The organism is Micromonospora sp. C51 (assembly GCF_018070435.1).
Classification (GTDB): Bacteria; Actinomycetota; Actinomycetes; order Mycobacteriales; family Micromonosporaceae; genus Micromonospora; species Micromonospora sediminimaris.
This window is the reverse complement of the sequence record NZ_JAGPXQ010000014.1, coordinates 79,195-102,605: the sequence shown is the minus strand read 5'-3', so window position 1 is coordinate 102,605 and position 23,411 is coordinate 79,195. Positions and strand designations below refer to the sequence as shown.

The following is a 23,411-nucleotide window of genomic DNA, read 5'->3' as shown; positions in this document are numbered from 1 at the left end:
CTTCCTTAACCCAGTTAGACGTCAATGACCGGATCCAGTCTCCGCCCAACTGCGTCCCCGGGTGCTGCGTCGCCGCCGGTCAGCGCTCCGCCACCTGCTCCAGTCGGCCGCATTGCCCCCGCGTCGGCAGGTTGCCGGCCTCCCTGATCGGTCCTCGTGATCGGACGGATGGCCCCAACGATGATCTGCGTACCGTCACGCGATGGCCGCCTCATTCCGGCCGACCCACTCCGCGAACGTGTGAGCCGGACGGCCGGTCAGCGCCTGCACGTCGCCGGACACCGGAACGACGCTGGCCTCAGGTCCGAAGGCACCGAACACGGAGTCGACCACGACATCGGGCGTGTTCTCGGGGAACGCGGCGGACTTCGCCACGTCCAGGTCCAGTTTCTCCGCCCGGAGATCGCGGCCGATGACCTTCGCGACGATGTCCGTCTGGTCGCTGACGGACAGGGCCTCCGGGCCGGTGATCGAGTAGCTGCCGCCGACCGGCGTCGCGGCGGTGAGGACGGCGACAGCCGAGGCTGCGATGTCGTCCGGGTCGACCACGGGCAGCTTCACGTCGAGCCACGGAGCGCGGATGACGCCGTTCGCGCTGTCGCGCGCCCACATCAGGAAGTTGTAGTCGAACCCGCTGGCGCGGAGAAACGTCGCGGGCACGCCGGCGTCGGTCAGGGCCTGCTCGCCCGCGCGGTGACGGGCCGTGATGATGTTGCCGTCGCCGAGCGGAAGTTCGGTGACCGCGGCGAAGGAAGACAGGAGGACAACGTGTCCGAGGCCGACCTCGCCCGCGACTTGCGCGAAAGTCGCGCCGTTGTCGTCGGCCATGTTCAGGAACGCACGGTCGACTCCGGACAGGGCGCGTCGGACGTCGCCCGCGACGGTCAGGTCCCCTTGGATGACCTCGACACCGGCGGGAGCGTCGTACTTCGCCGGATTCCGCACGAGGGCGACGGTCTGGTGCTCGGATGCCGCCAGGGCGCGGGCGACGCTACCGCCGACAGTTCCGGTGGCTCCGGTCACGAGGATCTTCATGGCTCTGGTCTCCCTCTATGATTCGGTTTGGCGTGCGGCGCGGCGTGGCCGTCACCCCTGGGCCGGAAACACGGCCATTGCCTCGTCGACCGTGATCGCGTCGACACTGGTGTGGTCGCGGACGATCCGCCATCCCATGCCGTCGATGCGTCGCCACACCTGGGAGTTGGTCGCCCGGGTGGCCACGACAGTGCCGTCCGGCTGAGCGAGGACGGCGATGAACACCATCCGGGTGGCAGCGAGGTTGCCCTCGACGATCACCTCGGGTGGCGTCTCGATCGCGTGTGCGGCCGAGCGCAGCTGTGCGAAGCCCGGCCAGAACGCGGCGGCGTAGTCCCGCACAGCGCGAAACACCCGGCGCTGCGGGTCGAAGTCGTCGTAGAGGATCACTGGCGCGTCGAAGTCGTAATAGCGGTCGAAGACCTCACGGAAGGGGCGAAGAGTTTCGTTCTCGCGTTTGTCCCAACCGAGGATCCACTCCTGTTGCAGGGCGGCGACCTCTTCGACGTCGTCAGCGGGCTCGCGCAGGTGCGCGCTCGTCACGGTGTCTCCTGTCTCTGGTGGTCGTGTCGGTCGGGGCTCAGGCGGCCCCGCCGTTGGCGTAGACGATCTGGCCGTTGACCCAGCGCCCAGGACCGGCCAGGAAGGACACCACCTCTGCGGCGTCCTCGGGTGTGCCGAGGCGCTCACTGGGGTTCATGCGCGCCATGCGCTGCACCGTTTTCTCGTCCTTGCCCTGTAGGAACAGCGGCGTGGCGGTCGGTCCCGGGGCGACGGCGTTGACCGTGACGTCCCGCCCGCGCATTTCCTTGGCCAGCGCCAGGGTCATCGCGTCCACCGCGCCCTTGCTGGCGGCGTACGCGCTGTACGTCGGCAACGCCAGGCGAGTCACGGAGGTTGAGAAGTTGATGAGGGCCCCGCCCGTGCGCAACCGGCGCGCGGCCTGCTGGGACACCACGAAGGTGCCGCGCACGTTGGTGCGGTGCATGCGGTCGAAGTCGTCGAGGTCGAGCTCGATCAGCGATGCCAGCACCATGAGCCCGGCGGTGTTGACCACGACGTCGATGCCACCGTAGGTCTGCTCGGCGGTGTCGAACAGGGCTGAAACCTGAGCCTCGTCTGCCACGTCGGCGGGCACGGCGGTCGCCTGCCCACCCATCGCGGTGATGGCGGACACGACCTGCTCAGCCCGGGAGCGGCTGCCGGCGTAGTGGGCGACCACCGCCATCCCGTCGGCCGCCAGCCGCTGGGCGGCGGCGCGTCCGATGCCGCCGGAGGCACCGGTGACGATGGCAACCCGGGTAGGGGTGGCGTTGGGCTGCGTATTGATCGGTACTCACTCCTGCTCGTGGTGCGGTGGGTCGACGCGCCGCCGTCACGGTGCCGTCGAATCGGGATCAGCCTCACCCGGGCGCCTGGCTCGTCGCGTCGGTAGAAGTCCCTGATGTGCTCTGCCGGTCGGCGCGGAGGTCGCTGTACACGTGCGAGCGCAGAGGTGGAACACCCGCTCAGGTTGGCAGCAGCTGGGTCCGTGCGCCCGCCGCCCGGATTTGACATCACTATAGCTAACGGCTATCTATTAGCGGTCCAAAACGAAGGAGTGCCCGGGGTGCAGGACGTGGTGCTGGCCATGCTGGCAAAGGAGCCAGCGCACGGGTACGAACTGCGCGGCCGGATGCGTGACGCACTCGGCCCGCTGGGCGACGCGATGAACGCCGGGCAGATCTACGTGGCGCTGGCCCGGCTGGGCAGGGCCGGACTGGTGACCTCAGAGCGGGCCGACGGCCTGCCGGACCGGCCTGACCGCCGGGTCTACTCGCTGACCCCGGCCGGACAACAACGGGTCGGCGGCTGGCTGGCCGAAGTGAGCTGGCCGAAGCCGGACCTTACGGAGTTCCACTTGAAGCTGGTGGCCGCCGCGGCAGGCCGGCTGGCCGACCCCGTGGCACTGATCGACGCACAGCGGCGCGAGGTATTGCGCCGGCTGCGCGACACGCAGCTCGCCGCATTGGACAGGTCGGTGGATCCGGTCGCCGGGGTGCTGCTGGAGGGTGTGGTGCTGCGGCTACGGGCCGACCTGGAGTGGCTGGAGGCATGCGAGCGAATCTGGACCGATCGTGATCGGACGGGGCGGAAGGCGGAGGCATGACCGGTTCGATGGCGCTGCGGGCACGTGGGTTGACCAAACGGTACGGCGCGAACAACACGCTTGTACGGGCGGTCGACGAGGTCGACCTGGATGTGCCCGCCGGGCAGACGTTGGCGGTGATGGGCCCGAGCGGCTGCGGCAAGTCCACGCTGCTGCACCTGCTCGGCGGGCTGCAACGCCCGACCAGCGGACAGGTGTGGCTGGCCGGGAACCGGATCGACACGCTAACTGAACGGGCGCTGGCCAGGCTGCGGCGGGACCGCGTCGGCTTCGTCTTCCAGTCGTTCCAGCTCATGGACGAGCTCACCGCGGTCGAGAACGTGGAGCTGGCGGCGCTACTGGCCGGCCGCTCACCAGGGCGGGCCCGCAGGCGGGCGACGTACCTGCTGGACCGGGTCGGGTTGGCCGACCGTGCCGCCCACCTGCCCTCGGCGCTCTCCGGCGGGCAGCGCCAGCGGGTTGCCATCGCCCGCGCCCTGATTAACGAGCCGCTGGTCGTACTCGCCGACGAACCGACCGGCAACCTGGACAGTGCGGCCACCCTGGAGGTACTGCGGCTGTTCGAGGAGTTGCACACCGCCGGGCAGACCCTCGTGGTGGTCACCCACGACGCACGCATCGCCGCCGTCTCCGACCGGGTGATCTCAATGCGTGACGGGGCATTCGCCGACGACAACCGGTTCGCCGTTACTTCCACGGGTAACGTCTACGGCGGCCGGCGCTGACATGTCCGGCCGCCTTCTGCTCGTCTGCCGGCTGCTGATTCGGGACCTGCGCCGCCGCCGGATCGAGACCCTCCTGCTCCTGGTCGCCATCACCGCTGCCACCGCCACGCTGACTCTCGGCCTAAACCTCAACGAGATCGCCGACCGGCCGTACCAGCAGACCCGGACCGCCACCGCCGGACCGGACGTGATCATGACACCCCTTGCCACCGGCCAGGCCGCGTTGGACGAACTCGCACCACTGACCAGCGCGGACGGCGTCACCGGTCACAGCGGGCCCTTCCCGATCGCCTACCTGACCATGACGGCCGCCGGCAGTTCCGCCCACGCCGTTGTCGAGGGCCGGGACATCGCACCGGACTCGATCAACCGGCCAGCGATGACCGACGGCACCTGGGTACGCCCGGGCGGCGTGGTCGTCGAGAGCGCCTTCGCCGACGCCCTCGGCATCCGCGTCGGCGACACCGTCGACATCGACGGCCATCCGCTACGCGTGACCGGAACGGCGGTCACCGCCGCGAGACCGACGTATCCATACGCCGGGTGGCACTACTCCGGCAGCCTCCTGGTCGAGCGCGGCGGCCTGGTCTGGGTCGAGCGCGGCGACATCGCCACGCTCGCGGGCGGCAAGCCGCTGTCGTACACCCTGAACCTCAAACTCACCGACCCGGCGGACAGCGCCAGCTACGACGTAGGCCCCCACGTGACCACCTGGCAGAGGATCAGCCAGCTCAACGGCCGGCTGTACCAGGACGCGCAGATGGCGCTGCTTGTCGGTAGCTGGCTGCTCAGCGGCCTCGCGCTGACCGGCGTCGCCGGCATCGTCGCGGGCCGGATCATCGGCCAGCGCCGCCGGGTGGGGCTGCTCAAGGCCGTCGGCGCCGGACCGGCCGTGATCGCTGCGGTACATCTCGCCGAGTATCTCGTCATCGGGCTCACCGCCGCCGCGACGGGCGTGGCCGTGGGCTGGTCCGCCGCACCCGTGCTGATCCGCCCCAGCGTCGGACTCATCGGCTCGGTCAACGCCCAGCCGCCCGCGCTGCGTACGGTGATCGCCGCCACGGTCCTCGCCCTCACGATCGCCGTGGCGGCGACCCTGGTACCGGTGGTACGCGCCGCCACCACCAGCACCGTCCACGCACTGGCCGACGCCGCGACGCCACCGCGGCGCCGGCAATGGCGGATCTGGCTGTCGCGACAGTTGCCCACCGCCCTGCTGATCGGGGTGCGGATCAATGCCCGCCGGCCGCGCCGTGCCCGACTGGTCACCGTGAACGCCCTGATCACCACGACCGCGCTCGTCGCCGTACTCGTAATCAACACCCGGGTGGAGTACTTCGACCTCGGCTACACAGAGCTCGCCAACCCCCGCAGCGAGCGAATGGACCAGGCCCTGCTCGTCGTCATCGTCGTGCTATGCGTCCTTGCGCTCATCAACGCCGTCGTGAGCACCTGGACCGCGGTCCTCGACGCCCGGCAGCCACTGGCCGTCGCGCGGACGCTCGGCGCCACGCCCGCGCAGGCCGGCCTGGGCCTGGCGGTAGCGCAGCTGCTTCCCGCCATACCCGGCGTCGTAGCGGGGATCCCGTCCGGCATCGGGCTCCTCACGTTCGTCAGCCGTGCCGATACCCCGTACCCGCCCACCGCGTGGCTGCTCGCCACGGCACTCGGAGTCCTACTCGCCATCGCCGCGCTCACCGCCATCCCCGCAATGGTTGCCGCACGGCGCTCGGTCGTGGACACGCTCCGGTCCGCACCGAGCTGACAGCCGTCACCTGCGGAAGGCATGACGGTCGGCGAATGGCGTGGCGGCGAGGTCACTGGGTGGGCGTGGTGATGAGTTCGTCGGCAACCCACTGGGCGACGTTGGCGGGGTAGGGCGCGGGCAACCCGAGGACGATGTGCCGGAAGCCGGCGTCGATCGCTCTGCCGATTGCGTCCTGGTTGATGCCGGGCTGGTCGTAGGAGATCGGCAGGACGACAGATCGGGTGATCGAGGCGGGGTCGCGCCCGATCTCGGTGCAGTAGCGGTCCAGCAGTGCGCTGCGGCGGGCGGCGTCGTCGATGTCACCGCCGGGGATGTTCCACACGTCGGCGTGCTCGGCCGCCACCCGCAGCACGGCGGTCGAGCGTCCGCCGACGAGGATCGGCGGGTGGGGGCGCTGGACGGGTTTGGGGTTGCCGAATGCTCCGGTGAGACGGTGATAGGTCCCGTGGAAGTCGAACGGTTCGGTCTCGGTCCACAGACGCCGAATGACGGTGCACGCCTCGGCGAGGCTTCCCACCGCGTGTGCCGTGTCGTGGAAGGGCAGATCGTGTGCTTCGTACTCGCGCCGGGCCAAGGGGTGGCTGGGCCGTGAACCCGCGCCGATACCGAAGTCGAGCCGTCCGTCGGAGACGATGTCGACGGTCGCGGCGATCTTGGCCAGCATCGCGGGCGGGCGGATGCGGTTGCTGGTCACGAGCAGGCCGAGGCGCAGTCGTCGGGTCTGTGCGGCGAGGGCCGAGAGCAGTGTCCAGCCTTCGTAGGTCGGCCCGTTCGGGTCGCCGCCGATCGGCATGAGGTGGTCGAACAGCCACGCGTGCTCGATTTCCGGGATGGTGTCTGCCTCGCGCCAGACCCGCAGGACGTCGTGGTAGTCGACCTGCGACGGGGCGGTCATGATCCCGAATCTAGGCAGGGGTGTTTGCGGCATGGGTCGGTCGTCCTTCCTGAAGGGCCACCCTGCGACGCACCAAGCAGAGCGGGGTACGCCTGCTGCTTGGTGCGTGCCTGACGTGACGAGCGATCAGCGACGTCGCCGCGCCGAGTCGAGCAGAGCGGGCGGTGCGTCGTTCTTCTCGTGGGCGGCGAGATCGACGCCGGGATCGACGATCGCGTCGATCGCGTCGAGCACGTCGGCGGAGAGCACGGTGTCCGCGGCGGCGAGCTGAGCATGCAGGTGGTCAATCGTGCGAGGGCCGATGATCGCGCTGGTCACGGCGGGATGCGCGGTGACGAATCCGAGCGCGAGCTGGATCATGCTGAGGCCAGCCTCGTCGGCAACTGTGGCGAGCTTCTCGACAGCGTCGAGCTTGGCGCGGTTGGCGGGGATGCTGATGTCGTAGCGCTGCTGCATGAAGCCCGAGCGGTTGGTGTTGATTTCCTGCCCAGCACGGATCGCACCAGACAGCCATCCCGACGCCAGTGGGCTCCAGGCGAGCACACCCATGCCGTACTCCTCGGTCACCGGCAGCACGTGGGTCTCAACCCCACGCTGCAGGATCGAATAGTTGGGCTGTTCGGTGACATACCGGCCCAGACGGTTCTCCCGGGCGGCCCACTGCGCCTGCACGATGCGGTAGGCGGGAAAGGTCGACGAGCCGAAGTACCGAATCTTTCCCGCCCGCTGGAGATCGGTCAGCACTGACAGCGTCTCCTCGTCGCTGGTGTTCGGGTCCCACCGGTGGATCTGATAAAGATCCACGTGGTCGGCACCGAGGCGGCGCAGGCTGTTGTCCAACGCGGTGACCAACCACCGGCGCGAACTGCCCCGATGGTTGCGCTCATCGCCCATCGGCAAGCTCGCCTTGGTGGCCAGCACGACGTCGTCGCGGCGACCGGCGATGGCTTTGCCGATCATCTCCTCGGACTGGCCGCCGCTGTACACGTCAGCGGTGTCGATGAGGTTGATCCCCGCGTCGAGGGCCGCATCGACGATGGCGGTTGCTTCCTCCTGCGTGGTGTTGCCGATCTTCCCAAAGTTCATCGCCCCGAGCACGAGGCTGCTGACCTGCACACCGGTGCGGCCCAAAGTGCGGTACTGCATGACTTGTCTCCTTCAGGGACGTGAAAGTGGTCTGCGAAGCGCGGCTTGGGTCTTGGCTCGCCGGTTCAGTATGCTGAATGAGCGGAACGATGTTCCGTTAGCCAACATACGGAACATGGTTCCGCATGGCAAGTCACGTGGCGGAGGTAACACGCAGTGGTCAGCACCGACAGCGGATCAGGATCGTCAGCCAGGCGAAAGCGTGCGGACGCCCGACGTAACGAGGAGACACTGCTGGAGGCCGCCGCCGCGGCTTTCGTCACTTCCGGTGTCGATGTGCCCGTGCGCGACATCGCCGCCAGGGCCGGCGTCGGTATCGGCACGATCTACCGCCACTTCCCGACGCGAGCCGATCTCATCGTCGCGGTCTACCAACACCAGGTCGAGGCATGCGCTGAGGCTGGGCCGGCACTGCTGGCGAGCAGCAGTACGCCGCACGCCGCACTGGTGCGTTGGATCGACCTCTTCGTCGACTTCCTGGTCACCAAGCACGGCCTTGCCGAGGCGCTGCAGTCCGACGATGCCGCCTTCGAGACTCTGCACGCCTATTTCATCGACCGGCTCGTCCCCGTGTGCGCCCAACTGCTCGACGCAGCTGCCGCAGCGGGCGAGATCCGCCCCGACATGGATGCCTACGAACTACTGCGCGGCGTCGGCAATCTCTGTATCGGCGCGGATGACAACCCCCGCTACGACGCGCGTCGCCTGGTCGGACTCCTCACCGAAGGACTGCGCCTCCACTAGGGCCTGTGTCGAAGTCCGTCACAGCCACTCGTTGATGGCGGCGAGGTGGATCGTGGCCTCGTACCGGACGGCCAGCTTGTCGAAGCGGGTGGCCACGGCTCGGTTGCGTTTGAGTCGGTTGATGCCGCACTCCACGGCGTGACGTTGCTGGTAGATGTGCGGGTCGAAGGCTGGCGGTCGGCCGCCCTTGGATCCCTTAGCCCGCCGGTTCGCGTCCTGGTCGGCCTTGCTCGGGATGGTAGCGGCGATCCCGCGCCGGCGCAGGTAGGCCCGGTTCGCTTTCGAGGTGTAGGCCTTGTCGGCCAGGACCCGGTCCGGGCGGGTCCTCGGTCGGCCGGCCACCAGGCGGGGAACGCGGATGGCGGCCAGGACGGGGATGAACTGCGGGCTGTCGCCGCGCTGCCCGGCAGTCAGCACCATGGCGAGGGGCTTCTGCCCTTGCTCGCAGCCCAGGTGCAGCTTCGTGGTCAGGCCGCCGCGGGAACGGCCCAGCGCGTGGTCGGCCGGTTCGATGCTGACTCCGCCGGGTGGTTCGGCCTGCAGATCCCCCTTTTCCTCGCCCCTGCTGCGTGCTGGTGGGCGCGGGCGCTGGTCGAGTCCACGGACACGTCCCAGGTGATCCTGCCGTCCGCGTCGGCGAAAGCCTGCAACGCCGTCAGGACCTGCTTCCAGGTGCCGTCGCGCTGCCAGCGGCGGAACAGGGCATACACCGCCGACCAGGACCCGTACTGCGGTGGCACGTCCCGCCACGGGGCACCCACCCGGATCCGCCACCGGATCCCATCGATCAACTGCCGCCTACTCCATGACGACGGTCGACCCGGCCGCTTCGGTGCAGGCAGCAGTGGCTCGAGCACCGCCCACTGCACGTCGGTCAGGTCGAACCGCCTCGTCACCGCTAGGGTGTCCACGAGGTCTCCGGTTTTCAGGTTCTGCTTGGTCGCTGAACCATCTACCGGAGACCTCACTCGTTTTCGATCTCCGACACGCGAAGATCCTCAAGCCACCTCAAGCACTGGCACCGACTTCGACACAGGCCCTAGGCCGCGATCTCCGCCTATCGTGCCTGTCCTGGGGCCAGCGGTGGATTCGCCGCCACCACGGCGGTCGACGGGAGGGCAACCGGGAATGGACGGCAGGACCGAGGAACTGCGACACGCGCACGACGTGCTGTCGGAGTGGTACGCGAAGAACCTGGCCGGTGCGCTTGAGCGCATGCCGATCGAGCGGGCGGTGCTCAACCTCTTCGCCGAGCTGACCCTGGCTGTCGGAACGGAGGTCGCGGACGTGGGTTGCGGCACCGGGCGACTTCTGCCGTACCTCGCCGACCGGGGTCTGGTGCCGCGTGGGGTGGACCTGGCGCCGGGAATGGTCGAGGTGGCACGGCGGGAGAACCCAGGCTTCGCGTACGAGGTCGCCGACCTGCGCGAGCTGCCGTTCGAGGATGCGTCGCTGGCCGGGGTGGTGTGCTGGTTCTCGTTGATCTATCTTCCGCCCGAGGCCCGGGCTCGCGCGTTCGCCGAACTCGCCCGGGTCGTGCAGCCGGGCGGCTACCTGGTGGCGGCCTTCAAGCACGGCGACGGCACCGGGCACCGTAATGGTCCCGGCAGCCGCGTCGCCAGCTTCGGCATCGACTTCGATCGCTACTGGCTTTCGGCCCGAGAGATGGCGGACCGCTTCGCCGCCGCCGGGCTCGCCCTGGTTTTCCAGGGCAGCACCCCACCCGAGGATGGCGAGCCACCGTACGGTTACCTGCTGGTCCGCAAGACCGACCCGGCGACCGCCTAGCCGTGCTCCTGCCGCAGCACCAGACCGCGTGCCGGCTCAGGGGGACGGCAGGATGACGGCACCGAGGTAGAACCGGGCCCAACTGATTCTGCCGCCGCGGATGGTCATCACCACGGGGCCCGCGAGAGCGGGCTGGTCGGTGGGTCCGGGGCCGACCAGCTCCCACTCCGACCACAACTCGTCACCTGACATCGCACGACGCAGCACGCGGGCACGAAGGCCCGGCATCCCGGCGAAGATCGCTGCCCAGTTTCGTCGGACCTGCTCGGAGCCGGTGAAGTCGTCCGCAGGCCGCAGCGGGAAGACCGCGGTGTAGTCGTCGGTGAAGCAGTCCGCGACCTCGTCCGGGTCGCCGGAGTTGATGGCATCGCGCAGTCGTTCGACCGGGTCGTCTGTCACGGTGATCTCCCCTGCTGGCGAAAGCCTGCGTCGTCATGATCCGGTGCAACCTCGCACCGAGGCGCCACCGTCGCACCGGTCGCCGCACCTTCGCGTCGGTAGCAGCCACGTAGGTGTCCGCCAGTGTCGCGGTGGATGGACCGACCATCGCAGGCGCGAGGACCCCCGGCCGCACCGGGTTCGTAAGCGCCGCCTGGGCCGGGGTGTCCGAACCCGCCGACCGTACGCTGAGTGCCGGTTTGGCAGTCCCGGCCCCGTATCGGTGGGTCGGTTAGTCTGGCGTCGACAGGCACGGCCGGACTTGGACGAGGAGCGGAGCTGGCGGACCTCCTAGGCCGGCGCGCAGCGCGCAAGGCCGTCGGACAGTTGCTCGCCGGGGCGCGTGCCGGGCGCAGCGGAGCGCTCGTGGTACGTGGTGAGGCAGGGATCGGCAAGAGCGCCCTGTTGGATGACGCCCGCAGCAGCGCGACCTCGTCCGGATTCAGGGTGCGGCATTCGGCCGGGGTCGAGGCGGAGACGCACTTCGCGTTCGCAGGCTTGCATCAGCTCTGCGCGCCCTTGCTGGATCGGGCGAGCGCGCTGCCCGACCCGCAGCAGACGGCCCTCGGTGTGGCGTTCGGTCTGCGCGGTGGTCCTGCGCCGGACCGCTTCCTGGTCGGGCTGGCCGTGCTCAACGTGCTGGCCGAGGCCGCCGAGGAGAGCCCGCTGCTGTGCCTCGTCGACGACGCGCAGTGGCTGGATGAAGCGTCCGCGCAGATCCTGGCGTTCGTGGCGCGACGAGTGGCGGCCGAACGGGTGGCGTTGGTGTTCGGGCTCCGCGACCCCAGCGAGAGTGACCTGCGACCGTTCGCCGGGTTGCCCGACCTGCGCCTGGACGGGCTCACCGAGACCGACGCCCGCACGCTGCTGGCCGCGAGATTCCCCACGCCGCTGGACGACGAGGTGCGCGACCGGATCGTCGCCGAGGCCCGCGGCAACCCTCTTGCGCTGCTGGAACTGCCTCGTGGCGCGCCGCCCGCGCAGCTCGCCGGCGGCTTCGAACCGCCGGATGTGGTGAGCGTTCCCCGGCGCATCGAAGATGCCTTCCGGCTCCGCTCGGGAAGCCTGGTTGCCGAGACGCAGCTGCTGCTGCTGATCGCTGCTACCGAACCGACCGGTGACGCGGCGTTGCTGTGGCGCGCGGCCGGGCAGCTTGGGATCGGCCCCGAGGCGGCCGGGCCAGCGGAGGCTGCCGGGCTGGTGGAGATCGACACCCGGGTGCGGTTCCGGCACCCCCTTGTCCGCTCGGCGGTCTACCGGGCCGCCACACCACCAGACCACCGCCGCGTACACGGTGCGCTGGCCGCCGCCACCGACCCGCAGGTCGACCCCGACCGGCGGGCCTGGCACCGGGGGCAGGCCGTGCTGGGGACCGACGAGGAGGTGGCTGCGGAACTGGAACGATCGGCCGGCCGGGCACGCGCTCGCGGCGGGCTGGCGGCCGCGGCCGCGTTCCTGCAGCGGGCAGCCGAGCTGAGCCCGGAACCGGCTGACCGGGCGAGCCGGGCACTGGCCGCCGCCCACACCAAGTACGAGGCCGGCGCCTTCGAGGCGGCCACCGAGCTGCTTGCGATCGCGGCGGGTGGCCCCCTGGACACCCGGCAGCGTGCCCGCCTCCGGCTACTGCATGCCCGGATCGCCTTTCACCGGACGCACGACAGCGACGTGCCAGAGATGCTGTTGGACGCTGCCAGGAAGCTCGGCCCGCTGGATCCCGCTCTGTCCCGCGAGACCTACCTGCACGCGCTCGACGCGGCGACCATCACCGGCGGCCGCGAGCGCGGCGTACTTGAGGTGGCCGAAGCTGCCCGAGACGCTCCGCCGCCGCCCGGGCCGCCGGGGCCGGCCGACCTGTTGCTCGACGGGCTCGCGACGACCTTCAGCAAGGGGTACGAAGCGGGCGTGCCCGACCTGCGCCGTGCCCTGGAGGCATTGCGCGATGACGAGCCGCAGACGGGGCCGACGGGTGACGCTGACGGCCGCCGCTGGCTGTGGTTGGCCAGTCGTACCGCAGCCGGGCTCTTCGACGACGAGCTGAGCTACCTGCTGGCCGCTCGCAACGTCCGACTCGCCCGTGAAGCCGGCGCATTGGCCGCGCTCCCGGCCGCGCTCGTCCTGCTCTCCACCACGCTGACGTTCACCGGCGAGTTCGCCCACGCCACGGAGCTCGCCGCCGAGGCGGACGAGATCACGCAAGCGACCGGAGCCGCACCACTCGGATACGGCCGGCTACTTCTGGCCGCCTGGCGCGGCGACCGGGCCGAAACCGCCGAGCTGCATGCGGCCAGCGTCGAGGAGTCGGCCGGGCGGAGGGACGGTACCGAGGTCGCCTTCGCCCAATACGTGATGTCGTTGTTGTGCAACGGGCTGGGTGACTACCCAGCCGCCCAGGACGCCGCGGTGCTGGCCTGCGAAGCCCACGAGTTGACGCACAGCAATCTGGCCCTCCCCGAGCTCGTCGAAGCGGCAACCCGTGCCGGCCAGCCGGAACGCGCGACTGCCGCGCTGCGGCAGCTGAGTTCGCGGGCCAAGGCCAGCGGCACGCCGTGGGCCCTCGGTCTGGCGGCGCGCTCACGCGCGCTGACCACCACCGGCCCAGCCGCCGAAGAGCACTACCACGAGGCCATCGAGCGGCTCAGGCAGTGCCGGATCGCCACCCACCTGGCCCGTACCCACCTCGTCTACGGCGAGTGGCTTCGCCGGGAAGGCCGCCGTCAGGACGCGCGGGAGCAACTGCGCACCGCGCACGATCAGCTGACAGACATGGGCGCCGAGGCATTCGCCGCGCGTGCCGCCCGCGAGCTGCGCGCCACCGGCGAGCACCCGCGCAGCCGAACTGCGCAGCCGACCGATGCGCTCACCGCCCAGGAGCTGCACATCGCCCGGCTGGTGGCCACCGGAGCGACCTCCCGGGAGGTGGCCGAGCGGCTGTTCCTCAGCCCGCGAACGATAGAGGCGCACCTGCGCAACATCTTCCGCAAGCTGGGTATCTCCTCTCGCCGACAGCTCAGGGAACTGCGGCTTCCCTGACCGGACCGCTGCGGGCCGTGGCCGGACCGGAGGCACGTTACCCGGTGAAGTAGGCGGCGCTCTCCGCGTCTGCCGGGTAGTAGGACTCGATCGCGATCTCGTCGATGGTGATGTCCATCGGGGTGCCGAATGTGGTGATGGTCGAGAACAGTCGCAGTTCCCGCCCGTCAACGTTGAGGATCATCGGGATCACGACGTCGGCGTCGAACCGTTGACCTGGCGCCTCGTCGGGCCCGGGCGCCAGGAGTTCCTCGTAGAGCGCGGTGAGGTCAGGGTCGGGAGCGGTGGCGAGTTGGCGTGAGATCCGGGTGCGGAACACCGCGCGCACGTCGGCCAGGTTGACGACCAGGCGGCCGAGCCCGCGTGGGTGCAGTCCCAGCCGTACCAGGTTGACCGGTGGCCGCAGCAGGTCGGGAGCCACCTGTGCGAAGAACGGTTCGACGGCGCGGTTGGTCATCACGATGTTCCATCGGCGGTCGAAGACCACCGCTGGATAGGGCTCGTGTGCGCGGATCACCCGGCGGATCGCGTGGTGGGCGGCTGTCAGTGCATCGTCGTCGAGTGGACGCTCGGTGTAGCGGGGTGCGAAGCCACCGGCGAGCAGGAGCCGATTGCGATCGCGTAGCGGCACGTGGAGCTGAGCGGCGAGCCGGAGGATCATGTTGGCGCTCGGTTTGGATCTGCCCGTCTCGACCAGGCTGACGTGACGGGCCGAGACGTCCGCGGCGATGGCGAGATCGAGTTGGCTGAGTCCCCGGCGTTGTCGCCACTGTCGTAGAAGTTCCCCGACGGTGTACACGATCATGGAGCGTACTCATCGATGGGCCGGGCGCCATGACATCCGATGTCATCGACAGGCGTCGCGGATGCGGAAACACTGCGGCCATGACCACGGAGAACAAGACCATCGTCCAACGGGCGCTGGCCGGGCTGATCGAGACAGGTGACGTCGACGCCCTCGCCCACCTGCTGAGTGACGACTTCGTGCACCACCGGCCGGGTTCGATCACATCGACCAAGGGGGAGTGGCTCGCCGCCGTCCGCGTCGCGCTGGTGCCGCTCGCCGGCATGCGGGTCGAGATTCATCAGGTGCTGGCCGACGGCAATCACGTCGTGGTGTACTCGCGACGCTGGCTTCCGGACACCGGGTCGGAGATCGCGGTCGTCGACATCTGGCGGATCGACGACGGGCTGATCGCCGAAGGGTGGGAGATCATCGAGCCGGTCGCTCAGGTTGCCGCGAATCTGATGTGGTGGGAACCGGCCCAGCGCTGACCGTAACCGACGGTTCAACGCGTACGAACGGCGCGATCCAGGGGCGAACCCCTGGATCGCGCTGCCTCGCTGCTGCTGCCCGGCCGATGGACGGTCGCCGTCGCCTCCCGTCGACCGTCGGCCCTACTGGCGGATGCCGGTTCGTGCGGCCCGCTCGACTCTGGCGATGAGGCGGCTGTTGTGGGCGGCGTGTTCGAAGCCGGGGGTGTGGTGGGTTCCGTTGCTGATGTCGCGCGCCAGGCTGGCGTACACCTCGCCCACGTTGATGGCCGCGCCGGTCCAGATCTCTGCGGCGGTCGGGCCGGTGCCGGTGGCGACGGGACGGTCGGGTGTGGCGAAATCGACGCTCGACGACAGCGTGAGGTCGCCGACCTGGACGCCCGCCGGGTGGTTGCCGGCCAGTCTCAGCCAGCCGTCCGAGCCGCGGACCTCCAGGCTGAAGGCGGCGTCCGTCGGGGCCACGCCAGCCAGGATCTGCACTCCCGTGGTGGCGCCCGAAGCGGTCTTGACGATGGCATCGAGATGGTCCGGCACCTCGCGGACGGAGATGGCGCCGGTGTCCACCAGCTTCACCTCCGGCCAGAGGAGTTCCGTACGCGCGTCGATCTCGGTGATGGCGCCGAGGACCGCCTCGACCACGTCCAGCACGTGGCCCGCCGCGATCGGCAGGAATCCGGCGCCCGACGCGGCCTTGTCGAAGTACTCGTACGCGCTCACCGACTCGGGTCCGTTTCCGAACGTCGTCGCGGCGACCCGAGCCGAGAGCAGCCGCCCGAGTCGCCCCGCCTTGACGATCTCTGCGGCGCGGCGCACCGAGGGGTTGAGCCGCCCCTGGAGGCCGATCGCGGTGTGCAGCCCTCCGGCCGCGTCAGCCATCTCCTCCGTCTGCGCGACGCCGGCTCCCAGCGGCGATTCGGCGTACACGGCCTTCTTCGCGGCCAGGGCGGGGAGCACGAGGTCGCGGTGGGCCGGGACCTTCACCGCCACGGTGACGAGGTCGATCGACGGATCGTGGATGAGTTCCAGGGGATCGGCGTACCAACGCTCGGCGCCGAAGACGTCGGCGGCCGCGCGGGCGCTCTGCTCGTGACGGGTGGCCACGGCAGCCAGGACGAACTGCGGTTGTGCCGCGAGTGCGGGGATGTGTGCTGCCCCGGCCCAACTGGCCTTCGTGTCCGCACCGATGATGCCTACCCGAATCGCCTTGCTCGGCATGATGTGCGGTATCCCTTCGTTGACCTGCGACCGTGGCGCGGCCGCTGGATGTATGTCTGTCCCGTTCAGCCGTTGATGGCGGCCATGTCGGACTCGGCGTGGCGATCGCCGGACGCCGGGGAGAGGTTGTTCAGCCGGGCGACCTGGTCGGCGGTGAGTCGGATGTTGTCGGCGGCGCAGTTCTCCTCGAGCCGGTCGATCCGCCTGGTGCCCGGAATCGGCGCGATCCCCTCGCCCTGCGCGAGGAGCCAGGCCAGAGCGATCTGCGCGGGCGTGGCACCCACCTGGCTGGCGATGTCGTTGACCTCGTCCACGATGCGGAGGTTGCGGGTGAGGTTGTCGCCGGTGAACCGGGGATTGGTGCGTCGCCAGTCGTTGGCGTCCAGGCCGTCGAGGGAGCGGATGTCGCCGGTGAGGAAGCCGTGCCCGAGCGGTGCGTAGGGCACGAAGCCGATCCCGAGCTCACGCAATGCGGGCAGCACGTCGGCCTCGGGGTCGCGGGTCCACAGCGAGTACTCCGTCTGGACCGCGGCCAACGGATGAACCGCGTGAGCCCGTCGGATCGTCGTCTCGGACGCCTCCGAGAGCCCGATGTGGCGCACCTTGCCGGCGGCGACAAGCTCGCGCAACGCTCCCACCGTCTCTTCGATGGGTGTGTCGCGGTCGACCCGGTGCTGGTAGTACAGATCGATGTGATCGGTCCCGAGCCGCCGCAGCGACCCGTCCACCGCCGCGCGGATGCTGGCAGGGGTGCTGTCCGGTCCTGGTCTGCCGGTGTGGGAGACGAGGCCGAACTTGGTGGCCAGGACGACCTCGTCCCGGCGGCCCTTGACCGCGCGACCCACCAACTCCTCATTGACGTACGGCCCGTACGCCTCGGCGGTGTCCAGGTGCGTGACGCCGAGGTCCAGCGCGCGGTGGATGGTGCGGATCGACCCGGCTTCGTCCCGGCCGGCACCCGTGTAAAAGGCCGACATGCCCATGGCCCCGAGCCCGATGCGGGAGACCTGGAGGCCTCCCAGCGTTGTGGTGCGCATCACGTGGTCCTTCCTTCCTGAGGTTGGCGGCCGGCCCGTGCTCCGAGGAGCCACACCCGGCTGAACTTGACGCTTCAAGTTCTACACCCTCGAACTTGAAGCGTCAACAAGCTGCTTTGTATCGTGGCGTCATGGCCAAGAATGAGGCGGCGGAAGGACCCACCGGACCAGTTGCCGGAACACGGTGGCTGAATGATGACGAGCGGGCGGCATGGCTGGCCAACTCCGCAATCATGATCAGCCTGCCGGCTGCCCTGGACGCGCGGATGCAACGCGAGTCCCAGCTGACCTTCTTCGAGTACATGGTGCTCTCGGTGCTCTCCGAGGAGCCCGAGCGCACGATGCAGATGAGCCGTCTCGCCGCCCGCACGGCGGCGTCGCTGTCCCGCCTGTCGCACGTCGTCGAGCGGCTGGAGAAGCGCGGGCTGCTAACCCGAGCCCGGGTCCCCGGCGCCGGTCGGCGTACCAACGCCGTGCTGACCGAGGCGGGCTACGAGGTGGTCGTCGCCGCAGCGCCGGGGCACGTCGCGGCGGTCCGGGAATACCTGATTGATCAGCTCGGACCTCGCGAGTTGGCAGCGCTGAGTCGCATCGGCGCCGCGGTCGAGGCCGCCATCAGCCGCGCGGCGCCGTCCTGACCGAGGGCAACTGAGGGAAGTGGAGGAATCGTCATGAACGTCGCTGCCATCGTCGGCGGAGGGCTGGCGTTGTTCATCGCGGTGGCTGCGCTCGTCCACCTGGGCCGTCGGCGCGCCACACCGTACGCCCTGGGCCGGTCGTTACGACTGCTCGCGCTCGGGGCGACGCTGGGGATCGCCATCGCCATGCTGCCCGCCACCGTGTCGGACAGCGGCGCCGCCGCGGGTTATCTGCTGGGCGTGCCGACGGTCGTGGCCCTGGTGCCGCTCGGCGCAGAGCTGGCGGGCCGCGTCGTCGGTGTCGCGACGACGCTGGCGGCGATCGTGATGCTGGCCTGGGGGCTGCTTCTCGGCCTCGGTGACGGCGTCTATTTCGTGATTCCGGCCCTGATCCTCGGTGCGGCCGCAGTCGCGTCAGTCACGCCACGGCGCGGGATGCCGGTCTCCGACAACGGGAACAGCCCCCGGACACGGTCGTGAAGGGCCACCGGAGCCGGTGACAGCCGCATCGCCGCGATCGTCTCCGTTCCGCTGACGTACGTGACCCCGCGGGTGCCGCGTCGTCGCCTGCTGAGCGTGCTGGTCATCGCCACGCTGGTCTCGGCCGCCGCCCGCGACCACCAGGTGCTGCTCTGGGCGCGCGTGGTCGTCGCGCTCACCCAGGCGCTGTTCTGGGCGGTGGTGGCGCCCGCCGCCGCCGGCAGGCGCCGACGAGATCGACAAATTGGTCGGCAGGTCACCGATCGGCAGGCTGCGGATGCCGTTCAGTCGGGCAGTTCGGGGATCGCGCCGGCGGTGACCAGCCCGGCGAGGCTGAGGGGTTGGTCGCCGTCGCTGTGCCCGAGGACGAGGGCGAGCTGCCGGGCCGGCGCCTCGTCGGGTGCCCAGACGCGCAGATCGCCGTAGAGGTCCTGACGCAGCAGCGCTTCGTAGACCGGCGGACGGTCCGCCTGCGGGTTCCGCAGGAGGTAATCGACGGTACGCACGCGGTGCGGGCCCCACTGCTCGTCCAAGGCTCGGGTCAGAGTGGCCAGGTGCCGGTCGCCGGCCTCCAGCTGCTCGGTCCACTCAGGGTCGCGCAGGCCGGTGAGATCCGGTCCCTCCCAGAGCGGCAGGAGCACGAAGCCGGCGGCACGGGTGGCCGCCCATTCGCTGGTGTGCGGGTCGGATTCGATCAAGGTGGGGCTGCTGGCGGACGGTATCGGTCCGGTCAGGAGCGCCGCGACGGCCCCGAGGGCCCGGGACACATCGAAGTCAAGGCCACGTACGACAGTCACCGTACCCATCTTCGCCGCACGCTGCCGAATTGCCCAGAGGGGCCGTCGGCTCCGCGTCGCCGACCGCTGCCGCGACTACGGCGTACGGCTTTCCAGGTCGTTCTTGAGCGTGGCCAGCATGCCCACCGCGGCGCTGGCGTAGTCGCCGATCCACCGGTCGTGGATGTGCTTGATCGGTAGCGGGTCGAGATGGTTCCACCGCTCGCGTCCCTTGCGCTGGACGATGACCAGCCCGGCCGCCTCCAGCACCCGCAGGTGCTGCATGACCGTGCAGCGGTCCAGGTGCGGGAACCGTTCGCAGAGTTCACCGGTGGTCCGGGCCTGGTCCTTGAGCGCGTCGAGGAGCTGCCGCCGGGTCGACGACGCCAGCGCCTTGAAAACCCGGTCCTCGTCGACCTGTTCCGGGCTGGCGCGATCGCCACGACGACTCGACATGTTATAAAGCTATAACATGTCGACGACGCGAGAGGGGACCGCCATGGACCTGCGATTCAAGATCGCCGGGCGGATCAGCCGTCCGGTGCACGAGGTGTTCGAGGCGGTGGTCGATCCCGACCAGCTCTCCCGGTACTTCACCACCGGTGGCGCGAAGGGCCGACTGGTCACCGGCGCCACCGTCAGCTGGGATTTCGCCGACTTCCCCGGCGCCTTCCCGGTCGAGGTGGTCGAGGTGGAACAGGACCGGCGGATCGTGCTGCGCTGGGAGGCGGCCGATGGCGCCCAGTCCACGAACGACGCACCGGTCGCCGGTGCCTCCTACTTCACCACCGTCACCCTGGAGTTCGAGTCACTCGGTGACGATCGGACCCTGGTCACCATCGCCGAGCAGGGGTGGCGGCCCACCCCCGAAGGCCAGGCGGCCTCGTACGGCAACTGCCAGGGCTGGACCCAGATGCTCTGCTGCCTGAAGGCGTGGCTGGAACACGGCATCAACCTGCGTGAAGGGTTCTTCGTCTGACCGTGCCGCGCCGGCCGGCCACGCCCACCGGGCCGGCGCGTCGATGACGCTGCCTCGGTCAGCGGATTTCGTGGCCGGGGTGTTCGCCGTCGTAGTCCTGTCGGGCCTGGGCGATGGTGTCGCGGTGCTGGAGTGACCAGTCGGTGAGTGCCTTGACGAGGTGGGTGAGGCTCGCGCCGGTCTCGGTGAGGCGGTAGTCGACCCAGGCGGGGACGGTGGGATAGACGGTACGACGCACGAGCCCGTCTCGCTCCAACCGGCGCACCGTGAGGGTCAGCATCCGTTGGGAGATCCCGTCGATGGCGCGTTGGAGTTGCCGGAAACGCCGCGGTCCGCTGGCGAGTTCGACGATCACGAGAACCGACCACTTGTCGCCGATCCGGTCGAGGACGTCGCGGATCCCGCAGTCGGGATGATCCGCCTGCCCACAGGGTTCGAGTGCGGCGGCGCCGTGGGTTACCTCCGTGTGCGTCGGTGACACGAAACTGCCTCCTTGTGGGCCGACCGTGGCCGATTCAGGATTCCACTGTAGTTACTGAAAAGAACCACAGTGGGAGACTCAACCGCAATGATCATGGTGACGGGCGCGAACGGACAACTGGCCTCTCTCACCCTGCGCGAACTGGCCGGGCGAGACGTGCCAGCTTTGGGCGCCAGCCGCACCCCCTCGGCCGCACAACGTCGCCTCGACTTCGACGAACCCGCGAGCCTCGACCTCACCGGGGTCTCGATTCTGGTCCTCGTCTCGGCCGGGTACGCCGAGGACGACCGGGTGATCGTCCGTCACCGGGCTGTTATCGACGCCGCCGTCCGCGACGGCGTCCGCCACGTGGTCTACACCAGCCTGACCGGTGCCGGGGATCACCTCTGCTTCGCGCTCGCCCATCGCGCCACCGAGCGAATGATCAGAGCCAGCGGGCTCGGATGGACCATCCTGCGCAACGGGCTCTACGCCGAACTCTTCGGTGCGCTGCTGACCTGGGTGCCCGACGGACTGGAATCGGCGTTCGGCGACGGTGCGCTCTGCGCGGTGGCGCGGGCGGACCTGGCCGCCGCTGCGGCGGTCGTGGCGAGCCACCCGACCGCGCACGCCGGCAGGATCTACGACCTGGTCGGCACCCCGATCACCGCCGCCGGGATCGCCGGGCGTCTCGGAGTCACACACCGCACGATCGGGCTGGACGAGTACCGCGCACAGCTACTCGCCGATGACAGCCTCCTGCCGTTCCAGCCGCCGATGCTCGCCTCGATCGCCACCAGCGTGCGGCACGGCTTCCTCGACAACACCAGCCCCGACCTCGGTCAACTCCTCGATCGATCGCCTATCGCCCCGCTCGCCGTCGCCGCGAACGCCACCGCCGCTACGCAGCCCTAACTGGCCGTCGCGTGGTGCTCGGCGACGGCGCGTCCCATCCGGGTCACCGCCTCGGTCAGGATGTCCGGCGAGGTGGCGAAGTTGAGCCGTACGAAGCCGGCACCGCCGGTGCCGAAGACGTGCCCGGAGCTGAGGGCGACCCGTGCACGGTCGAGGAACAGCCTCGCCGGCCCGGCGATGTCGGTCACCACGCCCGGCTCGTCGCCGACCGGGCCGGTGTCGATGCGCAGCGCGGTGCAGTCCAACCAGGCCAGGTAGGTGCCCTCGGGGCGGTGGTACCGGATGGCCGGGGCGTGCCGGGCCAGCAACACCCCCAGCAGCTCGCGGTTGCGGTCGAGACCGGTCAGCAGGCGGTCCAGCCATTCGCCGCCGTCGCGGAAGGCGGCGGTGTGCGCGATGACGCCCAGGTGACTCGGCCCGTGGCCGACCTCCTCCGGCATCCGCCGCAGGTCGGCGACCGCGTGCCGGCCCGCCACCACCAGCGCCGACTTCAGCCCGGCCAGGTTCCACGCCTTGGAGGCGGACAGCACAGCCAGCGCGTCCTCGGCGCCGGACACCGTGAGGTACGGCGTGAACCGCGCCCCGGACAGCACCAGCGGGGCGTGGATCTCGTCGGAGACCACCCGTACCCCGTAGCGGCCGGCAAGGTCGGCGACCGCTTCGAGTTCGTCCCGGCGGTGCACCACACCTGTCGGGTTGTGCGGGTTGCACATCAGGAACACCGCTCGGCGGCCGTCCGCACGGGCCCGGCGGAAGGCCTCGCCCAGCGCCGCCAGGTCCATCCGCTGGTCCGCACCGAGCGGCGCCTCGATCACCCGCCGGTCGGCGTGGCTGACGAAGGCGTAGAACGGCGGGTAGACCGGTGCGCAGACCACGACCGCGTCGCCGGGAGCGGTCAGCAGTCGGAGCACCTCGACGATGCCGAGCATCACGTCCGGGACCAGGGCGGTGCGGTCGACCGCCAGGTCGGACCACCCCCACCGGCGGGCCGCGAAGTCGGCGAGCGCCTCGGCGTACCCCGTGCCGTAGGCATATCCGGTGTCACCACGCCCGACCGCGTCGTGCAGCGCCTCGGCGACCGGCGCGGCCAACGGCACATCCATCTCGGCCACCCACAGGGGCAGCACGTCATCGGCGTACTGGCGCCACTTGACGCTGGTGCGTCGTCGCAGTTCGCCCAGGGAGAGCTGGGTCAGCGGATTCACCATCGGCACGGTCGATCAGGGCTTGCGGCCACGGGATCCGGGCTGGCCATCGGGCTCCTATCGGAGTGGTCCTAGATCACCGCATCGTACCCATCGCGGATCCACTGCCGACGAGTGGACGATGGCTGCCGGCTGCTGCCAGGCTGTGCGGCCATGGACAGTCTCGCTGCGCAGCTACCGGCACTACTCGGTGTGCTGGTCGGCACCATCGGCACGATCGTCGCCACCTCGCTGGCCGACCGGTCGCGGTGGCGACGCAACCAGACGGTGCGCTGGGACGAGCGCCGGCTCGACGCGTACGCCGAATTCGCCCGCGTGCTCAAGGAGACCCACACCATCGCCAGCCGACTGATCGGCGGCCACGTCGACCGGGACGCGGCGCTCGCCGCGCTCGCGGAGGCCGACTTCCGGCACACCCTGGCCTGGGAAAACGTGCTGCTGCTCGGCGACGCGCCGACGGTGACGGCGGCGCGAGCCTGGCGGGACCGCGTCTGGGAGGTCGAGCGGCTGGCCCGGGACGGGCAGGCCGATGCCGACCGGGCCACGTTGCTGCACCGGGCCAACGAGGCACGCGACGCGTTCTACCATGCCGCCCGTGGCGGACTCGGGGTCGGCGGCGGCTCGGTGGCCCAGGCCGAACTGCTGGTGAGCAGACTCAACGTGCCGACCGCACCACACACCGGAACCCCGGCCGAACGGTGACAGCCGGCCGC

The 23,411-nt window shown here is 70.0% G+C and carries 26 protein-coding genes; 12 read left to right on the top strand and 14 right to left on the bottom strand.

Features of this window, described 5'->3' with window-relative positions:
- Positions 1–195 precede the first annotated feature (195 nt).
- Genes KBX50_RS16860 through KBX50_RS16850 form a run of 3 tightly spaced genes read right to left on the bottom strand, consistent with a single transcriptional unit; the run spans position 196 to position 2,365 of the window.
- Positions 196–1,035 carry an SDR family oxidoreductase gene (locus KBX50_RS16860; RefSeq protein ID WP_210937963.1) on the bottom strand — a complete coding sequence of 280 codons (840 nt, stop codon included), beginning with the start codon at positions 1,033–1,035 and terminating at the stop codon, positions 196–198.
- A gap of 51 nt (positions 1,036–1,086) precedes the next feature.
- Positions 1,087–1,578, bottom strand: coding sequence for a DUF4440 domain-containing protein (locus tag KBX50_RS16855; protein WP_210937962.1), 492 nt, complete (start codon positions 1,576–1,578; stop codon positions 1,087–1,089).
- Positions 1,579–1,615: 37 nt separating this feature from the next.
- Positions 1,616–2,365 carry an SDR family oxidoreductase gene (locus KBX50_RS16850; RefSeq protein WP_210937997.1) on the bottom strand — a complete coding sequence of 250 codons (750 nt, stop codon included), beginning with the start codon at positions 2,363–2,365 and terminating at the stop codon, positions 1,616–1,618.
- A 279-nt stretch (positions 2,366–2,644) separates the two neighbouring features.
- Between KBX50_RS16850 and KBX50_RS16845 the strand changes: the two genes are divergently transcribed.
- From KBX50_RS16845 to KBX50_RS16835, 3 genes are read left to right on the top strand one after another with little or no spacing between them, the layout of a single operon-like run.
- Positions 2,645–3,184 (top strand): PadR family transcriptional regulator, encoded by a 540-nt coding sequence (locus KBX50_RS16845; protein WP_307870982.1) that lies wholly within the window; start codon positions 2,645–2,647, stop codon positions 3,182–3,184.
- Positions 3,181–3,909 carry an ABC transporter ATP-binding protein gene (locus KBX50_RS16840; protein ID WP_210937961.1) on the top strand — a complete coding sequence of 243 codons (729 nt, stop codon included), beginning with the start codon at positions 3,181–3,183 and terminating at the stop codon, positions 3,907–3,909. The genes KBX50_RS16845 and KBX50_RS16840 overlap by 4 nt, the downstream gene beginning before the upstream one ends.
- Before the next feature lies 1 nt (position 3,910).
- Positions 3,911–5,674, top strand: a complete 1,764-nt coding sequence (locus tag KBX50_RS16835) for an FtsX-like permease family protein (RefSeq protein ID WP_210937960.1) — start codon at positions 3,911–3,913, stop codon at positions 5,672–5,674.
- 52 nt (positions 5,675–5,726) lie between these two features.
- Here the strand turns inward: KBX50_RS16835 and KBX50_RS16830 are convergent, their stop codons facing one another.
- Positions 5,727–6,605, bottom strand: coding sequence for an LLM class flavin-dependent oxidoreductase (locus KBX50_RS16830; protein WP_247673850.1), 879 nt, complete (start codon positions 6,603–6,605; stop codon positions 5,727–5,729).
- A 93-nt stretch (positions 6,606–6,698) separates the two neighbouring features.
- Positions 6,699–7,718: an aldo/keto reductase gene (locus KBX50_RS16825; RefSeq protein WP_210937959.1), complete on the bottom strand. Its 1,020-nt coding sequence runs from the start codon at positions 7,716–7,718 to the stop codon at positions 6,699–6,701.
- A 156-nt stretch (positions 7,719–7,874) separates the two neighbouring features.
- Here KBX50_RS16825 and KBX50_RS16820 point away from each other — a divergent pair, with 156 nt between their 5' ends.
- A complete protein-coding gene (locus KBX50_RS16820; RefSeq protein WP_210937958.1) occupies positions 7,875–8,462 on the top strand; it encodes a TetR/AcrR family transcriptional regulator in 588 nt (195 codons plus the stop codon).
- A gap of 18 nt (positions 8,463–8,480) precedes the next feature.
- Here the strand turns inward: KBX50_RS16820 and KBX50_RS16815 are convergent.
- A protein-coding gene (locus KBX50_RS16815) for an IS5 family transposase (RefSeq protein WP_374224652.1) occupies positions 8,481–9,391 on the bottom strand; the annotation gives its coding sequence in 2 pieces (ribosomal slippage) (positions 8,481–8,962 and positions 8,962–9,391; 912 coding nt in all).
- 199 nt (positions 9,392–9,590) lie between these two features.
- On the opposite strand from KBX50_RS16815, the gene KBX50_RS16810 reads away from it, so the two are divergent.
- Positions 9,591–10,250, top strand: coding sequence for a class I SAM-dependent methyltransferase (locus tag KBX50_RS16810; protein ID WP_210937957.1), 660 nt, complete (start codon positions 9,591–9,593; stop codon positions 10,248–10,250).
- A gap of 36 nt (positions 10,251–10,286) precedes the next feature.
- Here the strand turns inward: KBX50_RS16810 and KBX50_RS16805 are convergent, their stop codons facing one another.
- Positions 10,287–10,649: a nuclear transport factor 2 family protein gene (locus KBX50_RS16805; RefSeq protein ID WP_210937956.1), complete on the bottom strand. Its 363-nt coding sequence runs from the start codon at positions 10,647–10,649 to the stop codon at positions 10,287–10,289.
- Positions 10,650–10,907: 258 nt separating this feature from the next.
- Here KBX50_RS16805 and KBX50_RS16800 point away from each other — a divergent pair, with 258 nt between their 5' ends.
- Positions 10,908–13,718, top strand: coding sequence for an AAA family ATPase (locus KBX50_RS16800; protein WP_307870988.1), 2,811 nt, complete (start codon positions 10,908–10,910; stop codon positions 13,716–13,718).
- 37 nt (positions 13,719–13,755) lie between these two features.
- Here KBX50_RS16800 and KBX50_RS16795 read toward each other — a convergent pair whose 3' ends face one another.
- On the bottom strand, positions 13,756–14,523 hold the full coding sequence (locus tag KBX50_RS16795; RefSeq protein ID WP_210937955.1) for a helix-turn-helix domain-containing protein: 768 nt from the start codon (positions 14,521–14,523) through the stop codon (positions 13,756–13,758).
- A gap of 80 nt (positions 14,524–14,603) precedes the next feature.
- Between KBX50_RS16795 and KBX50_RS16790 the strand changes: the two genes are divergently transcribed.
- Positions 14,604–14,993: a nuclear transport factor 2 family protein gene (locus tag KBX50_RS16790; RefSeq protein WP_247673848.1), complete on the top strand. Its 390-nt coding sequence runs from the start codon at positions 14,604–14,606 to the stop codon at positions 14,991–14,993.
- Positions 14,994–15,116: 123 nt separating this feature from the next.
- Here KBX50_RS16790 and KBX50_RS16785 read toward each other — a convergent pair whose 3' ends face one another.
- A complete protein-coding gene (locus tag KBX50_RS16785) occupies positions 15,117–16,208 on the bottom strand; it encodes a Gfo/Idh/MocA family protein (RefSeq protein ID WP_210937953.1) in 1,092 nt (363 codons plus the stop codon).
- A gap of 65 nt (positions 16,209–16,273) precedes the next feature.
- The gene (locus KBX50_RS16780) at positions 16,274–17,245 is read right to left on the bottom strand and encodes an aldo/keto reductase (RefSeq protein WP_210937952.1); all 972 of its coding nucleotides are present in this window, start codon (positions 17,243–17,245) and stop codon (positions 16,274–16,276) included.
- Between the two features lie 131 nt (positions 17,246–17,376).
- On the opposite strand from KBX50_RS16780, the gene KBX50_RS16775 reads away from it, so the two are divergent.
- A complete protein-coding gene (locus tag KBX50_RS16775) occupies positions 17,377–17,883 on the top strand; it encodes a MarR family winged helix-turn-helix transcriptional regulator (protein ID WP_210937951.1) in 507 nt (168 codons plus the stop codon).
- A 33-nt stretch (positions 17,884–17,916) separates the two neighbouring features.
- Entirely contained in the window at positions 17,917–18,363 is a 447-nt protein-coding gene (locus KBX50_RS16770) for a hypothetical protein (RefSeq protein WP_210937950.1), read from the top strand.
- 284 nt (positions 18,364–18,647) lie between these two features.
- Here KBX50_RS16770 and KBX50_RS16765 read toward each other — a convergent pair whose 3' ends face one another.
- Together KBX50_RS16765 and KBX50_RS16760 are read right to left on the bottom strand one after the other, a co-directional pair.
- Positions 18,648–19,160: a hypothetical protein gene (locus KBX50_RS16765; RefSeq protein WP_210937949.1), complete on the bottom strand. Its 513-nt coding sequence runs from the start codon at positions 19,158–19,160 to the stop codon at positions 18,648–18,650.
- Between the two features lie 75 nt (positions 19,161–19,235).
- Positions 19,236–19,595, bottom strand: coding sequence for a helix-turn-helix transcriptional regulator (locus KBX50_RS16760; RefSeq protein ID WP_210937948.1), 360 nt, complete (start codon positions 19,593–19,595; stop codon positions 19,236–19,238).
- Positions 19,596–19,638: 43 nt separating this feature from the next.
- Here KBX50_RS16760 and KBX50_RS16755 point away from each other — a divergent pair, with 43 nt between their 5' ends.
- Entirely contained in the window at positions 19,639–20,118 is a 480-nt protein-coding gene (locus tag KBX50_RS16755) for an SRPBCC family protein (protein ID WP_210937947.1), read from the top strand.
- Between the two features lie 58 nt (positions 20,119–20,176).
- Here the strand turns inward: KBX50_RS16755 and KBX50_RS32865 are convergent, their stop codons facing one another.
- A complete protein-coding gene (locus KBX50_RS32865; RefSeq protein ID WP_210937946.1) occupies positions 20,177–20,599 on the bottom strand; it encodes a helix-turn-helix domain-containing protein in 423 nt (140 codons plus the stop codon).
- 87 nt (positions 20,600–20,686) lie between these two features.
- On the opposite strand from KBX50_RS32865, the gene KBX50_RS16745 reads away from it, so the two are divergent.
- Entirely contained in the window at positions 20,687–21,493 is an 807-nt protein-coding gene (locus KBX50_RS16745) for an NAD(P)H-binding protein (protein WP_210937945.1), read from the top strand.
- On the opposite strand, the gene KBX50_RS16740 is transcribed toward KBX50_RS16745, so the two are convergent.
- A complete protein-coding gene (locus KBX50_RS16740) occupies positions 21,490–22,698 on the bottom strand; it encodes a MalY/PatB family protein (protein WP_307870981.1) in 1,209 nt (402 codons plus the stop codon). The genes KBX50_RS16745 and KBX50_RS16740 overlap by 4 nt on opposite strands.
- Before the next feature lie 153 nt (positions 22,699–22,851).
- Between KBX50_RS16740 and KBX50_RS16735 the strand changes: the two genes are divergently transcribed.
- Positions 22,852–23,400, top strand: coding sequence for a hypothetical protein (locus KBX50_RS16735; protein WP_210937943.1), 549 nt, complete (start codon positions 22,852–22,854; stop codon positions 23,398–23,400).
- Positions 23,401–23,411 lie beyond the last annotated feature (11 nt).